The following is a 14,685-nucleotide window of genomic DNA, read 5'->3' as shown; positions in this document are numbered from 1 at the left end:
ACGTGGGGCTAAACCTTTTGCCCTGGTTTGAAATGGACCTGTGATCTCGGGATCGCGAGGCGTGACAATGCGCCGCCGACGTACCGGGTGAACGGGCGCGGGCCCTCGACGACCACCTCGCGCTCGGCGATGTCGGGGATCTCGCGGCTGAGCCCGGAGGCGCTGATGCGCTCCTTGGCCCTCGGGTCGTGTTCGCCGCCGGTGACGAGGATGAGACCGTACCTGGTCTCCAGGTCGCGCAACTCGCTGGTCGCGCGCTCGGCCCGGTAGACGGCCACGGTGTCCGTCCTGGTGCTCGCGCCGGCCAGCCGGGTGCGCAGGGTGTCCGGGTCCATGCCGGACGCGATCAGCACCCTGCCCCTGGTCTGCGGGACGACCGTGTGGCTGCGGACCGCCATGACCGCCGCCATCGCGTACAGCAGCAGCGAACCGACGCGGCTGAGTTCCGTCACGTACGCGGTGGAGCTCAGCTCGTGGGCCACCAGCAGCGCGCCGGCCAGGTAGCCGCCGAGCCGCAGCCGCTGCCGGGCCTGCTCGGTGCGGAGCAGGTCGGCGGCCTTGACGGTGGCGAAGCCGAGCGCGACGAGCAACGCCGCGGCGGCGTAGGCGGTGGGCCGCCAGGGGTAGCCGAACCCCGGCTGGATCGCGCCGAACTCGGCGACCGCGACCCCGCACCAGAAGAGGATGGGACCGTGACTCGCATTCACCTCACTAGCCATGTCTACGACGATGCTGAAGGAACATGAGAGCTTTCTGAGTAAGGTCTGAAACATGGCTAACGTGCGTGTTGAGCGGACAGAAGACGGCGGTTTCCGGGCCACGAACGCCCGCGGCGCCGAGGTGAAGATCGGCGGCGGCGACGACGAGGGCGTGTTCACCCCGGTCGAGCTGCTGCTCGCGGCGGTGGGCGGCTGCAACATCGTGACCGTCGAGCCGCTCACGGCCAAGCGCGGGCACCGGCTGGTGCGCCTGGCCATGACGGTGGAGTCGGAGAAGGTCGAGCCGAACAAGCTCGGGCCGGTGACGGTCACCTACGACGTGGAGCTGCCGTCGGAGGCGGCCGAGGAGGTCTTCAGGGCGGTGGCCGGGCGGGTGCACGACAAGTACTGCACGGTGAGCAGATCGTTGCAGGACGGTACAGAGGTTCGATTGGAGCTTCCCTAGTCGGATTAAACGCTTATTCGACCCCGTTATGACGCGACCGTTGCATTCGTCTCGGTAGCGTTGTAGCAGGTCGAGAGGCCACAACAGACCTTCACCGATGCGGACGCGGAGGGGGACCGCGGTCCGCGAGTGCGGGACCGCCGACGTTTTTGGGGGAAGACGTCGGCCTGGACCGCCACCGATCGGGGCCGGGCAGATTTGGGGGAACTGCCCGGCCCCGATCCATGCCCGCAGCCGGCACAGGCGCTGCCTCACCTGCCATCGGCCATGCGTATTGTCCTGTGGTGTGAAGAAAGTTCTCATCGACTGCGACCCCGGCATCGACGACGCCCTCGCCCTGGCCCTCGCCGCCGGCTCCCCCGACCTCGACGTGGTGGGCGTCACCACCGTGGGCGGCAACGTCGACCTGGAGCTGACCACCGCGAACGCGCTGGCGCTGCGGGAGTTCCTCGACCTCGGCGACGTGCCGGTCACGCCCGGCAGCGCGGGCGCCCTGCTGCACCGCACGGTCCGCGCCGGGCACGTCCACGGCGACACCGGTCTCGGCGACGTCGTCCTGCCCGCCCCCGTGCGTCCCCTGTCGGAGGGGCACGCGGTGGACTTCATCGTGGACGCCCTGCGTGCCGCGCCGGGCGAGATCACGCTGGTCGCGGTGGGCCCGCTGACCAACATCGCCCTCGCCGTACGCCGCGAGCCCCGCGTCGTGGAGTGGGCCCGGGAGCTGGTGATCATGGGCGGCTCGTACACCCGGGGGAACCACAACCCGGCGGCCGAGTTCAACATGCTGGCCGACCCCGAGGCCGCGGCGATCGTCTTCGAGGCCGGCTGGCAGGTCCGCCAGCTCGGCCTCGACGTGACCCTGTCCGCCCTGGTCACCGCGGACGTGCTCGACCGCATGCGGCCGCTCGGCCGGCTGTCGGAGCTGCTGGTGCCCGCCGCGCAGTTCTACGGCGTGGTGACGGCCGAGGGCGGCCCGGCCATCCACGACGCCTGCGCGGTGGCGTACGTGCTGGATCCGTCGCTGTTCACCTGCGTGCCGGCCGTGGTGAACGTGGAGACCGCCGGGACGTACACGCGGGGGATGACCGTCACCGACTTCGACCTGCGCGGACGGCCGGCGAACGCGCTGGTGGCGACGTCCGTGGACGTGAAGGGGTTCTGGGACCTGGTGCTGGGGGCGTACGGGCGGCTTGGGGAGCGGCTCGGCTGATGTGCGGGCACCGTCCGGCGGCTGATACAGTTAACCCTGTTGCGCCGCTAGCTCAGTTGGTTAGAGCAGCTGACTCTTAATCAGCGGGTCCGGGGTTCGAGTCCCTGGCGGCGCACCACACCGAAACCGCCTGGTTCACCAGGCGGTTTCGCTGCTTTCCTGGCCCCTTCGCTCTCCGCGGCTTGCGACAATCGGTCGGTGGACGAGACGTTTCCGGAATGGCTGGCGGGGCTGGGGCGCGAGCGGCTGACCGAGCTGCTGGCGGCGCGGCCCGACGTGCTGCGGCCCGTGCCGCCGCGGCGGCCGGCCGAGCTGGCCGAGCGGCTCGACGCGCCGGAGTCCGTGCACCTGGCGCTGTCCCGGACACCGCTGCCCTGTCTGCTGCTGGTGGAGGCGATCCTGGTGTCGGCCCGCAGCGGCCGGCCGCTGCCCGACCTGGTGACCGCCGGCGCCGACCTGCCCGGGCTGATCGACCGGCTCGAACGCGTCGCGCTCGTACGGCGAGGCGAGGGCGGCGCGCTGCACCTGGCCGCCGGGTTGCCCGCGGTGCTGCCGACGCCCCTGGGGCTGGGGCCCGACCTGGCCGGGGTGGTCGCGCACGTCACCGTGGCCGAGCTGATCGACGTGCACCGGCGGCTGGGCGGCACGGGCACACCGCGCAGAGCGGCGCTGATCGAGTCGATCACGGCGGCCCTCGGCGATCCCGGCAGGCTGGCCGCGCTGGTCGCCCGCGCCCCGGCGGGCACCCGCGAGCTGCTCGACGACTTCCTCGAACGCGGGCCCGCGCGGGTGCTCGACGAGTTCCCGCCCCGCGGCCAGCACCAGCCGCGGCGGCCGGCGACCCCGGCGCGGTGGGCCCGCGACCACGGTCTGGTCTGGAGCGTCGACTGGGAGCGCACCTACGTCATGCCCATGGAGGTCGCGCTCGCGCTGCGCGGGCCTGACCACCGGATCGACCTGCCGGTCGAGCAGCCGGCGGTCCGTACCCGGCCGGTCGCCGCCGACCTGGTCGCGCACGAGGCGTCCGTGGCCGCCCTCCGCCTCCTGGACCGGGCCGCGGCCCTGCTGCAGGACGCGGCGGCGCAGCCGTTGCCCGAGCTGAAGGGCGGCGGCGTCGGCGTCAAGGAGGTGCGCCGCCTGGCCGGCCGGCTGGGCTGCGCCGAGGACGAGGTCCGTCTGCTGCTCGACCTCGTGCACGCCGCCGGGCTGCTGGCCGCCAACCCGCTCACGCAGGTGCGCACCCGGCGCGCGACCGAGACCCGGCCTGCCGGGGTCTCGCCGACCAGGGCTTACGACGCGTGGTTGCGCCTGTCGCCGGCCGACCGCTACGCCGCGCTGGCCGAGGCGTGGTGGCGGCTGCCGATCAGCCCGACCCGCCGGTACGACGGCAAGCCCCGCACCCCGCTCGCCCCGGCCGGGACCGGGACGCCGTCCAGCGTCATCCGGGAGGTGGTGTTCGGGCTGCTCCCGGGCGCCACGGAAACGGGAGAGACGGCGACGGGGGAGGCGGCGGCCGTGCCGGACGCGGAGGAGGTGGCGGCGGCCGCGAGCTGGCACCTTCCGTTGTTGCAGCGGGCGAGCTGCCGCGAGGTCGTGCTCGCGGTGCTGGCCGAGTCGAGGCTGCTGGGCCTGCTCGGCGCGGACGCCCTCAGCCCGCCCGGCCTGGCCCTCCGGACGTCGTCCGGGCCACGGGTGAGCGAGGCCGCCGCCGGGCTGCTGGCCGCCGCCCGGCGGCAGGCGTTGTTCGGGACCGACCTGACCGCCGTGGTCACCGGCCCGCCCGCCGCCGCCCTGACGGAGGTCCTCGACCGGGCCGCCGACCGTGAGCCCGGCGGTTCGTGGCGGTTCGGCGCGTCCTCGGTGCGCCGCGCCCTGGACGCCGGTCACACCGCCGCCGAACTCGTCTCGGCCCTGGAGGAGGTGGCCGCCGGCCCGCTGCCGCAGCCCCTGACGTACCTGATCCACGACGTCGCCCGGCGGCACGGGGAGATCGAGGTGGTCCCGGTGGGCTGCTGCGTGGTGGGCGACGACGAGGCCCTGCTGGCCGAGCTGGCCGCGCATCGCAGGCTGGCCAAGCTGCGTCCGCGCCTGCTGGCCCCCACCGTCCTGGCCAGCGCGCTCGACCCGGCGCAGACCCTGGCCCTGCTCAGGGAGGCCGGGTACGCGCCGGTCGCCCGCGAGGCCGACGGCACGCTCACCGTGACCGGCCGCGCGCCCCGGCGCGCCCCGGCCCGTCCGGCCGGCCGCGAGCAGGGGGTCCTCAGCCCGGAACGCGCCGCCGCCTGGCTGGTCACCGCCGCCGGCGAGCCGCTGCCGGGCCACCACGGCCTGCGCGACCTCTTCGCCCGGTACGCCACCGCCCTGTCGCCCAAGGCCCGCGAACGGGTGGCGATGGAGCTGCAGTACCACGGCACGGCCCGGATCGTCCACGACGGCGAGGAGCTCACCGTCAGCGGCCCGGAGGTGCGCGGCGTGGATCTGGACGTGTGGTGCCACGAGCCCGCCGAGTTCCGGCTGCTGGACCTGGCGAAGATCACCAAAGTGCTGACCTGATCAGGCGTCCAGCTCGTCGCGGGCCGCCATCAGCGCGAAACCGAGCAGGTTCAGCCCGCGCCAGGTCGCCGCGGACGCGGCGCGCTCGTCGTCGGCGGCCAGGCCGATGCCCCAGACCCGGTCCAGCGGGCTGGCCTCGACCAGCACGTGCGCGCGGGTGCCGACCAGGAACTCCCGCAGGTCCGGGTGCGCCCCGAACTTGGCGAGCGAGGCGCGGGTGACGATGTCGAGCCGGTGGGCGTCCCACACGGCCTCGTCGAAGCCGCGCACGGTGCGGCCGAGCTTCTTGGCCTCGCCCGGGGTCGCGGCCAGGAGGATGCGGCTGGCGCTGTCGTGGTCGCCGAACAGCCACGCCTTGTGGGCCATCATGTAGTGCTCGGCCGAGGCGAAGGTGTGGCCGCCCTCGGTGAAGGTGACCGGCCACCACTGCGACAGGCAGCCGCGTCCGGGGCCGCCGTCGCGGGCCGGGCGGTGGCCCCAGAAGTAGAGGTAGCGCGGCCGGCGGCCGTTCCGCTCCGCCTCGACGGCCTCGTCAACGGTACGGGGAAGCTGGTCGGACACCGCTCAACCGTCCCACAGGGGACGGACGCCGGCCAAGCCGATTAGGCCGGCGGATGATTATGATCATGCTGGAGGGAAATGATCTAGTTTTCTCCGCCATGACCCCGTGACCCCCGAAGGGACGTCCATGTCCAAGCTCACCCGCGCCGCCGCCACCTCCGTCGCGGCCGTCGCCCTGGCCGCGACGTGCACCGCGATGACGGCGCCCGCCGCCTCCGCCACCACCTCGGCCGCCTCGGTCGCCGCCTCCACCTGGATCAAGTACGGCGACTACAGCAGTGAGGCCAAGTGCATCGCCAAGGGCAAGGAGCTCAAGGCGAAGGGCACCTACCTGTCGTACTTCTGCCAGTACACCGGCTTCTTCACGCTGATGGTGCTGACCCGATAGCCGCCTGACCGGCCGCGGCCCGGAGGCTCGTCCTCCGGGCCGTCCACCGTCACGGCCGGTCACCGGTCAGAGCCGGCGGATCATGGCCTGCTTGGCCGCCGCGAACTCCTCGTCGGTCAGCACCCCGGACCGGTGCAGCTCGCCCAGCTCGGCCAGGCGGCGCAGCACCGCGTCGTGGGCGTCGCCGACGGAGGCCGCCGGCTCCAGCTCCTCGGGCTGCTCGCGCGGCAGCCGGGCCAGCACCGCGGCCCCGACCAGCGCGGTCGCGCCGCCGAAGCGCTGGATGCCCCAGGACACGCAGTGGGGGTCCTTCTGCGGGGACGCGCCGGGCCCGTCGCCCTTGAGCCGGAAGCGGAGGGTGCCGTAGCCGAGGCCGGACTGCGGTTTCCACTCCACGCCCACCAGCTCGGCCAGCGGGAACTCCTGCGACCCCGCCCGTTCCTTCTCCGTGCTGGCGAAACCCGTCCATTCCAGGCGTACGCGCTCGCCGTCGAAGATCGCGGTGCCGTCGCCCGCCGTGGCCGAGACGGGGATGGCGGGGCCGGGGAGCAGGTAGTGCTCGCAGGGGCCGCCGGGCGTCTGGTTGATCTCCAGGGTGTCGCGGACCTCGTCGGCGAAGTACTGGGCCGCGCCGGCGCGCTCCTTGGGCACCGCCAGCCGGTACGGGTCGGCGGGCGCGGCCAGCGACCCGGCGACGAGGTCGGACAGGGGGTCGGCGCCGTAGCGCAGGCGCAGGCGCAGCTGGCCGCCCTTGCGGCCGGGCTCGAACGCGCACGTCGCGATGGCCTCCAGCGGCACGGCGACCTCGCCGAGCACCTTGCGGAGCTCGTGGACGTTCTTGTCGCCGCCAGGGACGACGCGCAGCATCTCTCCGTTGAACGTCCACGAGCCGTCGGGAACGGCGATCTCGGTCATATTCTCAGCCTAGGACGTCGAGAGGAGCCCGATGAAGATCTTCACGAGCTGGATGTCGTGGGGCCAGGCCGCCGGCCCCCTGGCCGAGGCGCTCCCGTCGCAGACCGTCACGGGGTTGCGCGAGGCGGTGCGCTTCGCCCGGACGCAGCACGGCGTGCAGCAGCGTCCCACCGGGCGGCCCTACGTGGAGCATCTGCTGGAGGCGCTGGAGGTGGCGGTGGCCGGAGCGCAGGTGAGCGACCCCGACGTGCTGACCGCGATCGTGCTGCACGACGTGCTGGAGGACACCGCGTGCACCGAGCGGGAGCTGGCCCGGCGGTTCGGCGCGGAGGTGACCGGGCTCGTCCGCTGGGTGACCAGGCCCGCCGGGCGCGCGAAGGCCGACCACCTGGCCGCGCTGGCCAAGGCCCCGGCCCAGGCGGTGCTGGTGAAGCTGGCCGACCGGGTGAGCAACGTGCAGGAGTTGCAGCGCCTCCACTGGCGGTTCCAGAAGCGCTACTACCACGAGACCGTCGCCCACATCGTGCCGCTGGCCGCGCCCCACCCGTGGTTCGCCGAGTGGTACGAGGAGTGGCGGCGGCCCTGGGCCAGGCGCGTGGCCCGCTACCCGGACTAGCCCCCCAGCCGGGCCAGCCGGTTGCGCACGCCGTCGAAGTGCGCGTACACGGCCGACACCGCGGCGGCCCGGTCGCCGGCCAGCACCGCGGCGTAGATGTCGCGGTGCCGCCTGGCCACGTCGCCGGGCGGCTCGTCGGGGGCGCCGAGGTGGTCGCGGAGCTGGTGGTAGACGTCCCAGAAGGCGCCGAGGAGCTGGCTGACCAGCGGGTTGCCGAGCGGCCGGTAGAGCAGGTCGTGGAAGAGCCGGTCGGTCTCGGGGGAGACCTCGCCGACCTGCGACTCGTGGTCCATGCGGGCCATGACGTCGGCCACCGGGGCGAGGTCGGCCTCCGGGCCGAGGTCGATGAGCCGCTGGACGAGCCCGCTCTCCAGGATCTCGCGGATCTCGATGAGGTGCGCCAGGTGGTTGCGGCCGTTCTGCAGGGTGATGCGGCTGTGGAAGGCCAGCTCGTCCACCAGCCCGGACAGCGACATCCGGCCCACGAACATGCCGAAGCCGTGGCGGATGTCCACGATGCCGACCGCCTGCAGAGCCTTCAGTGCCTCCCGGACGGAGTTGCGGCTGACCTGGAGCTCCTCCATGAGCTCCGACTCCGTGGGCAGCGGGTCGCCCGCGACCAGCCCGCGCCTGACGATCAGGTCCTTGACGCCCTCCTGGGCCTCGACGGCCCGGCTGGGACGTGCCGGACGCGGGACTGCGGCCATGAAGCTTCCTTTCATCGTAGGTAACATTCCGGAAATCCTCTGTTGACCTCAAGACGCTCTGGCGTTTAGCGTCCACGTTACGCACAAGATAGGACATGGGATGTCCTACGTTCTACCTGTTCCCCCCAGGAGGCATCCGTGAGCTCTGAGTTCAGCCGCCGTGACTTCCTGCGCTACAGCGGGGCCACGGGTGCGGCGGCGTTCATCGCGGCCACCCTCTCCGCCTGTTCCGGAGGCCCGGCCTCGACCGGCTCGGTCGGCGCCGGATCGAACAAAGACCTGATCACCGCCGTCATCGGCTACGGCAACGACCAGAGCTGGGACCCGACGCAGACCGCGTCGGCGTTCGCGATGGCCGGGATCAGCCACGTCTACGAAGGGCTGCTCGACACCGACCCGGTCACCCGGGAGCCGTACCCGGCCCTGGCGACGGCGCTGCCCGCCGACGCCGACGCCACGTCGTGGACGTTCGCCCTGCGCGAGGGCGCCAAGTGGCACGACGGGCAGCCGGTCACCGCCGACGACGTGGTCTTCACCTTCGAGCGCATCCTCGGCCCCGACAACGTGCTGACCGGCAACTTCTTCAAGCCCTGGCTCCAGGAGGTGAAGAAGGTGGACGACCGGACCGTGGAACTGGTCCTGAAGTTCCCCTTCCCCGACGCGGCGCCCCGGCTGACCATCGCCAAGATCATGCCGAAGCACGTGTTCAGCCAGCCGGGCGCGTGGGACAAGGCCAAGAGCGGCATGGCGGTCGGCTCCGGGCCGTACAAGCAGGCGGCGCACAACCCCAAATCCAACACCTCCTTCGAGGCGTTCGACGGCTACAACGGCCCCCGCCCGGCCACCGTCAAGAAGATGAACTGGCTGACCATCGTGGACGCCTCCGCCCGGGTGGCCAAGATCTCCGGCGGCTCGGCCGAGGCGCAGATCGCCGACAACATCCCGTACGCCAACGTCGACCAGCTCAAGCAGCAGGGCCTCACGGTCGAGGGCGGCAAGGGCATGAACCACATGTTCCTGATGTTCAACACCGCCGCCAAGCCCTTCGACGACGTACGCGTCCGCCAGGCGCTGCACTACGCCATCGACAAGCAGAAGATGATCGACGTGGCGCTCAAGGGCCACGGCACGGCCTCCAGCTCCTTCCTCAACGAGGGCCACCCCGACCACCGGCGCGCCTCGGTCGTCTACGACTACGACCCCGACAAGGCCAGGGCGCTGCTGAAGGAGGCGGGCGTGACGAACCTGACGGTCAACCTCATGGCCGTCAACGTGAGCTGGATCGCCGACTGCCTGCCCACCATCGCCGCCTCCTGGGAGGCGGTCGGGATCAAGACCACGCTGGAGCCGCAGGACACGGCCGCGCTGTTCACCAAGATGGACCAGTTCCAGGACTACCAGGTGGTCGCGGCGGCCTCGAACCCCAACCAGTTCGGCATGGACGCCGACCTGATCCTGCACTACAACTACGTGCCCGGCGGCCTGTGGATGAAGTACAGCCACTGGGACGGCAGCAAGGACGCCGAGAAGCTGTTCGCCATGATGGACGCGGCCGCCAAGGAGACGGACAAGGCCAAGAAGAGCGAGCAGATCCACAAATATCTGGACCTGGTCGCCGAGCAGGCCGTGCTCTATCCCGTCGTCCACAACGAGCTGATGACCGCCTGGGACCCGAAGAAGCTCTCCGGCATCCGCGCCCAGCCGTACCCCGGCATCAACCTGCTGCAGGCCAAGAGGACATGACGCTCGTACTCAGGATGCTGCTGCGGCGGCTCCTCATCCTGATCCCGCTGGTCCTGGGCGTGGTCGCGTTCGTGTTCGTCGTGATGCGCTTCTCGGGCGTCAAGCCCGAGTACGCCTACTTCCAGGGCGCGAACCCCACGGCGGAGCAGATCCATCGTTTCCAGGAGGAGAACGGCCTGCTGGACCCGCTGCCGCTGCGGTACGTGCGCTTCGTCGCCGACCTCGCCCAGGGCGACATGGGCACCAGCGTGCTCACCAAGAAGCCGGTCGTCGAGTCGGTGACGACCGCGCTGCCGCTGACCCTGCAGCTCACGTTCCTCGGCCTGGCCGTGGCGATCGTGCTCTCGCTGGTGTTCGGCGTGACCGCGGCGCTGTTCCGCGACCGCTGGCCCGACCAGGCGATCCGGGTGGTGTCGCTGGTCGGCGTGGCGGCCCCGGCGTTCTGGCTGGCGCTGCTGATGATCCAGTGGCTGGCGGTCGGCGAGGGGCTGTTCCCGACCGGCGGCTACATCAACCCCGCCGACTCCCTCACCGGCTGGCTGCAGTCGATGACGCTGCCCGCGCTGTCGTTGTCGCTGCCGATCGCCGCCCAGCTCACCCGCATCATCCGCACGTCGATGGTCGAGGAGCTGGACCGGGACTACGTGCGCACCGCGATCGGCAGCGGCCTGCCGATGATCGTCGTGGTCGGCCGCAACGTGCTGCGCAACGCGCTGATCAACCCGCTGACCGTGCTCGGCCTGCGCATCGGCTACCTGATCGGCGGCACGGTGGTCATCGAGACGATCTACGGCCTGCCCGGCATGGGCCAGCTCATGATCAACGCGGTGCGCGACGGCGACCCGGCCGTGGTGCAGGGCGTCGTGCTCACCATCGCGATCGGCTTCATGGTGGTCAACCTGGTCGTCGACATCCTCTACCTGCTGGTCAACCCCCGCCTGAGGAGTGCCGCCTGATGAGAAGCGGACTCACCGAACGTCTGGTCGTGTCGGCCGGCAGGCCCGGCGTCGCCTTCCGGCGGCTGCCCGCGACGTCGTGGCCGGCGGTCGCCGTCGTCGTCCTGGTCGTGCTGGCCGCCCTGTTCGCGCCGCTGATCGCGCCGCACTCGCCGTACTTCCAGGAGGCCGCCGGCGGCGGCCCGTCGGCCGCGCACTGGATGGGCCTGGACAGCGCCAACCGCGACATTCTGTCCCGGCTCCTGTACGGCGCCCGCTGGTCGCTGATCATCGGCCTCGGCGCCACCGGCCTCGCCCTGGTCGCCGGGGCGGTCGTCGGCGCGGTCGCGGCCACCTCGCGCCGGGTGGTGGACGAGACCGTCATGCGCGTGCTCGACGTGATCATGGCCTTCCCCGGCATCGCGCTGGCCGCCGTGCTGGTCGCGGTGTTCGGCGGCAGCATCCCGGTGCTGGTCATGGCCATGGCCTTCCTCTACATGCCGTCCGTGGCCAGGGTCGTGCGGGCCAACGTGATCGCCCAGTACGGCGAGGACTACGTGGCCGCCGAGCGCGTCATCGGCGCGCGCACGCCGTACATCGTGCTCAGGCACGTCGCGGTCAACTGCGCGGCGCCCGTGCTGGTGTTCTGCACGGTGATGGTGGCCGACGCGATCGTGTTCGAGGCGTCGCTGTCGTTCATCGGCGCCGGCGTACGCCCGCCGAACCCGTCGTGGGGCAGCGTCATCGCCGACGGCAAGAACCTGGTGCTGCTCGGCGGCTGGTGGGCCACGGTCTTCCCCGGCCTGCTGATCCTGCTCACCGTGCTGGCCCTGAACATCCTGTCCGAGGGCATCTCCGACGCCTGGGCCGCCCCGGTCCGCAGGGCCGCCCCCAAGAAGGACGACGCCTACGAACAGGCCGCCCCCGGCACCGGCCAGGTCGTCGAGCTGCCCGGCCTGGCCGAGGCCGCCCGCCGGCTGGCCGGACGCGCCCGCCCGCTGCCGCAAGGGCAGCCGATCCTCAGCGTCGAACGCCTGAGAATCGGCTTCGACCCCGGCGTGGACATCGTGGACGGCGTCGGCTTCGAGGTCTGGCCCGGCGAGGTCGTCGGCCTGGTCGGCGAGTCCGGCTGCGGCAAGTCGCTGACCGCCCTGACCGTCATGGGCCTGCAACCGCGCCAGGCCCGGGTCGGCGGCCACGTGCGCTTCGACCAGAAGGAGCTGCTCGCGCTGCCGCGCCGGGCCCGCCGCCGCCTGCTCGGCCACGAGATGGCGATGATCTACCAGGACGCGCTGTCCTCGCTCAACCCGGCCATGACCATCAGGGCCCAGCTCAGGCAGCTCACCCGCAGGGGCGGCCGGCGTACCCCGGCCGAGCTGCTGGAACTCGTCGGACTCGACGCCCGCCGCACCCTGTCCGCCTATCCGCACGAGCTGTCGGGCGGCCAGCGGCAGCGGGTGCTGATCGCGATGGCGCTCTCCCGCGACCCAAAGCTCATCGTCGCCGACGAGCCGACGACCGCGCTCGACGTGACCGTCCAGGCGCAGGTCATCGAGCTGCTGCTGCGGCTGCGCGAGGAGCTGGGGTTCGCGCTGATCCTGGTCTCGCACGACCTGGCCCTGGTCGCCGACGTCACCGACCGCGTCGTCGTCATGTACGGCGGCCAGATCGTCGAGACCGGCGCCACCGCCGCCCTGGTCGGCGAGCCCGCCCACCACTACGCGCGGGGGCTGCTCGGCTCGGTGTTGTCGCTGGAGTCGGGGGCCGAGCGGCTGACCCAGATCCCCGGCGTGGTGCCCGCGCCCGCCGACTTCCCGGCCGGATGCAGGTTCGCCGACCGGTGCCCGATGGCCACCGGCGTGTGCCGTACGCAGACCCCGGTGCTGGCCGGAGAGGCCAGGCGGCACGCGGTGGCCTGCCACCACCCGGCGGTCGAACTCGCAGGGAGTGAGACACGTGCTTGAGCTGAACGACGTGCACGTCGTGCACAAGGCCCGCTCGGGAGGGCTGTTCACACGGGACCGCGTGCACGCCCTGACCGCCGCCTCGCTGACCGTCGCGCCCGGCGAGACCGTCGGGATCGTGGGCGAGTCGGGCTGCGGGAAGTCCACGCTGGCCAAGGTGCTGGTCGGGCTGCAGCGGCCGACCTCGGGCAACGTGCGCCTGAACGGCCGCGACCTGTGGACGCTGAAGCAGGACGAGCGGCGCGCGCTCGTCGGCGGCGGCGTCGGGCTGATCTTCCAGGACCCGTCCACGGCGCTCAACCGGCGGCTGCCGGTCGGGCGGATCCTGCGCGACCCGCTCGACGTGCACCGCCGCGGCACCCCCGGCGAGCGCGAGGCCCGCGTGCGCGAGCTGCTGGACCTGGTCGGCCTGCCCGCCGGCGTCGCCGGCGCGCTGCCCGGCCAGCTCTCCGGCGGTCAGCGGCAGCGGGTGGCCGTGGCCAGGGCGCTCGCGCTCGAACCGCGGCTGGTCGTCGCCGACGAGCCCACCAGCGCCCTGGACGTGTCGGTCCGCGCCCAGATCCTCAACCTGCTGCTCGACCTCAAGGACCGGCTCGGGCTGGCGATGGTGTTCATCTCGCACGACATCCAGACCGTGCGCCGGATGAGCGACCGCGTGGTCACCATGTACCTGGGCAGGATCGTCGAGCAGACGCCCGCGCGGTCGGTGCCGGGGCGGGCCAGGCATCCGTACACGCGGGCGCTGTTCTCGGCCACCCCCGGGCTGATCTCGCCCATCACCCCGATCCCGCTGGTCGGCGCGGTGCCGTCGGCCACCAGGCCGCCGAGCGGCTGCCCGTTCCGCACCCGGTGCTGGCGGGCCGACGACCTGTGCGCGGCCGAGATGCCCGCCGCCACGCGGGCCGGGGACGACCACCTCTTCCACTGCCACCACCCGGTGGCGGCCGGAGCCACCGACCTAGAGCTGATCCAGGAGCACTCATGACAGATCCCGATGTCGCCGGGGCCGCGACGGTGACCGGCGTGATCCCCCCGGTCTGCACCCCGTTCACCCCCGGCCACGAGGTGGACGCCGCCTCCCTGACCCGGCTGGTGGACCACCTGCTGGAGGGCGGGGTGGACGCGCTGTTCGTGCTCGGCTCCTCCTCGGAGGTGGCCTACCTGACCGACGCCCAGCGGCGGGTGGTGCTGGACACGGTCGTCGGGCACGTCGGCGGCCAGGTGCCGGTGCTGGCCGGGGTGATCGACATGACCACGCCGCGGGTGCTCGAACACGCCCGCGTCGCGGCGGCGGCGGGGGCGTCCGGGCTGGTGGCGACCGCGCCGTTCTACACGCGCACCCATCCCGAGGAGATCCGCACCCACTTCCGGACGATCGCCGCCCGCGGCGGCCTGCCGGTCTACGCCTACGACCTGCCGGTCAGCGTGCACACCAAGCTGAGCGCCGACCTGCTGCTCGACCTGGCCGCGGAGGGCGCGCTCGCCGGGGTCAAGGACTCCAGCGGCGACGACGGCGGGCTGCGCCAGGTCATCCTGGGCCGCCGGGCGCCGTTCAGCGTGCTCACCGGGTCGGAGGTGACCGTGGACTCCGCGCTGTGGATGGGCGCCGACGGCGTCGTGCCCGGCCTCGGCAACGTGGACCCCCACGGGTACGCCGAGCTGTACCGGGCCGCCACCCGCGGCGACTGGGCGGCGGCCAGGGCCGAGCAGGAACGCCTGGTCAGGCTGTTCGAGATCGTCCGGGTCGGCGCGGGCCGCATGGGCGGCAGCTCGGCGGGGCTGGGCGCGTTCAAGGCCGCCCTTCACCTGCGGGGCGTCATCGACTGCCCGCTCACCGCGCTGCCGCAGATCCCGCTGAACGACGACGAGACCGGCCGGGTCGGCAAGCTGCTGGCCGCCGCCGGGCTGCTGTAGCCGCCGCTCGGACGC

14 protein-coding genes and 1 tRNA gene are annotated in these 14,685 nt (G+C 72.5%); 11 read left to right on the top strand and 4 right to left on the bottom strand.

All coding sequences use genetic code 11. The features are described from left to right. Positions 1–8 precede the first annotated feature (8 nt). On the bottom strand, positions 9–719 hold the full coding sequence (locus ACIBQ6_RS08135) for a hypothetical protein (RefSeq protein ID WP_397210714.1): 711 nt from the start codon (positions 717–719) through the stop codon (positions 9–11). A 52-nt stretch (positions 720–771) separates the two neighbouring features. Here ACIBQ6_RS08135 and ACIBQ6_RS08130 point away from each other — a divergent pair, with 52 nt between their 5' ends. From ACIBQ6_RS08130 to ACIBQ6_RS08115, 4 genes are all read left to right on the top strand, one after another. Next, positions 772–1,164, top strand: coding sequence for an OsmC family protein (locus ACIBQ6_RS08130; RefSeq protein ID WP_397210713.1), 393 nt, complete (start codon positions 772–774; stop codon positions 1,162–1,164). A 286-nt stretch (positions 1,165–1,450) separates the two neighbouring features. Further along, a complete protein-coding gene (locus tag ACIBQ6_RS08125) occupies positions 1,451–2,374 on the top strand; it encodes a nucleoside hydrolase (RefSeq protein ID WP_352352100.1) in 924 nt (307 codons plus the stop codon). Between the two features lie 41 nt (positions 2,375–2,415). Next, positions 2,416–2,492 (top strand) — tRNA-Lys (locus ACIBQ6_RS08120). An 80-nt stretch (positions 2,493–2,572) separates the two neighbouring features. Further along, positions 2,573–4,927, top strand: coding sequence for a helicase-associated domain-containing protein (locus ACIBQ6_RS08115; RefSeq protein ID WP_397210712.1), 2,355 nt, complete (start codon positions 2,573–2,575; stop codon positions 4,925–4,927). Here ACIBQ6_RS08115 and ACIBQ6_RS08110 read toward each other — a convergent pair whose 3' ends face one another. Beyond that, positions 4,928–5,488, bottom strand: coding sequence for an NADAR family protein (locus ACIBQ6_RS08110; RefSeq protein WP_397210711.1), 561 nt, complete (start codon positions 5,486–5,488; stop codon positions 4,928–4,930). 127 nt (positions 5,489–5,615) lie between these two features. On the opposite strand from ACIBQ6_RS08110, the gene ACIBQ6_RS08105 reads away from it, so the two are divergent. Further along, complete coding sequence (locus tag ACIBQ6_RS08105; RefSeq protein WP_397210710.1) at positions 5,616–5,876, top strand: hypothetical protein; 261 nt, start codon at positions 5,616–5,618, stop codon at positions 5,874–5,876. 66 nt (positions 5,877–5,942) lie between these two features. Here the strand turns inward: ACIBQ6_RS08105 and ACIBQ6_RS08100 are convergent, their stop codons facing one another. Further along, entirely contained in the window at positions 5,943–6,791 is an 849-nt protein-coding gene (locus ACIBQ6_RS08100) for a DUF4429 domain-containing protein (protein WP_397210709.1), read from the bottom strand. A 31-nt stretch (positions 6,792–6,822) separates the two neighbouring features. Here ACIBQ6_RS08100 and ACIBQ6_RS08095 point away from each other — a divergent pair, with 31 nt between their 5' ends. Continuing rightward, positions 6,823–7,407, top strand: a complete 585-nt coding sequence (locus tag ACIBQ6_RS08095) for an HD domain-containing protein (RefSeq protein WP_358288374.1) — start codon at positions 6,823–6,825, stop codon at positions 7,405–7,407. Here the strand turns inward: ACIBQ6_RS08095 and ACIBQ6_RS08090 are convergent. Further along, positions 7,404–8,114 carry a FadR/GntR family transcriptional regulator gene (locus ACIBQ6_RS08090; protein ID WP_387670911.1) on the bottom strand — a complete coding sequence of 237 codons (711 nt, stop codon included), beginning with the start codon at positions 8,112–8,114 and terminating at the stop codon, positions 7,404–7,406. The genes ACIBQ6_RS08095 and ACIBQ6_RS08090 overlap by 4 nt on opposite strands. A 138-nt stretch (positions 8,115–8,252) precedes the next feature. Between ACIBQ6_RS08090 and ACIBQ6_RS08085 the strand changes: the two genes are divergently transcribed. From ACIBQ6_RS08085 to ACIBQ6_RS08065, 5 genes are read left to right on the top strand one after another with little or no spacing between them, the layout of a single operon-like run. Next, positions 8,253–9,857 carry an ABC transporter substrate-binding protein gene (locus ACIBQ6_RS08085; protein WP_397210708.1) on the top strand — a complete coding sequence of 535 codons (1,605 nt, stop codon included), beginning with the start codon at positions 8,253–8,255 and terminating at the stop codon, positions 9,855–9,857. Then, complete coding sequence (locus ACIBQ6_RS08080; protein WP_357996617.1) at positions 9,854–10,813, top strand: ABC transporter permease; 960 nt, start codon at positions 9,854–9,856, stop codon at positions 10,811–10,813. Before ACIBQ6_RS08085 ends, ACIBQ6_RS08080 begins: the two co-directional genes overlap by 4 nt. Beyond that, on the top strand, positions 10,813–12,756 hold the full coding sequence (locus tag ACIBQ6_RS08075; RefSeq protein WP_397210707.1) for a dipeptide/oligopeptide/nickel ABC transporter permease/ATP-binding protein: 1,944 nt from the start codon (positions 10,813–10,815) through the stop codon (positions 12,754–12,756). Before ACIBQ6_RS08080 ends, ACIBQ6_RS08075 begins: the two co-directional genes overlap by 1 nt. Then, positions 12,749–13,741 (top strand): oligopeptide/dipeptide ABC transporter ATP-binding protein, encoded by a 993-nt coding sequence (locus tag ACIBQ6_RS08070; protein WP_397210706.1) that lies wholly within the window; start codon positions 12,749–12,751, stop codon positions 13,739–13,741. Before ACIBQ6_RS08075 ends, ACIBQ6_RS08070 begins: the two co-directional genes overlap by 8 nt. Beyond that, complete coding sequence (locus ACIBQ6_RS08065; protein ID WP_358288359.1) at positions 13,738–14,670, top strand: dihydrodipicolinate synthase family protein; 933 nt, start codon at positions 13,738–13,740, stop codon at positions 14,668–14,670. Before ACIBQ6_RS08070 ends, ACIBQ6_RS08065 begins: the two co-directional genes overlap by 4 nt. The last annotated feature ends 15 nt before the right edge of the window (positions 14,671–14,685 follow it).

Source organism: Nonomuraea sp. NPDC049655 (assembly GCF_044465465.1).
GTDB lineage: Bacteria > Actinomycetota > Actinomycetes > Streptosporangiales > Streptosporangiaceae > Nonomuraea.
This window is presented reverse-complemented; position numbering and strand designations above follow the sequence as displayed.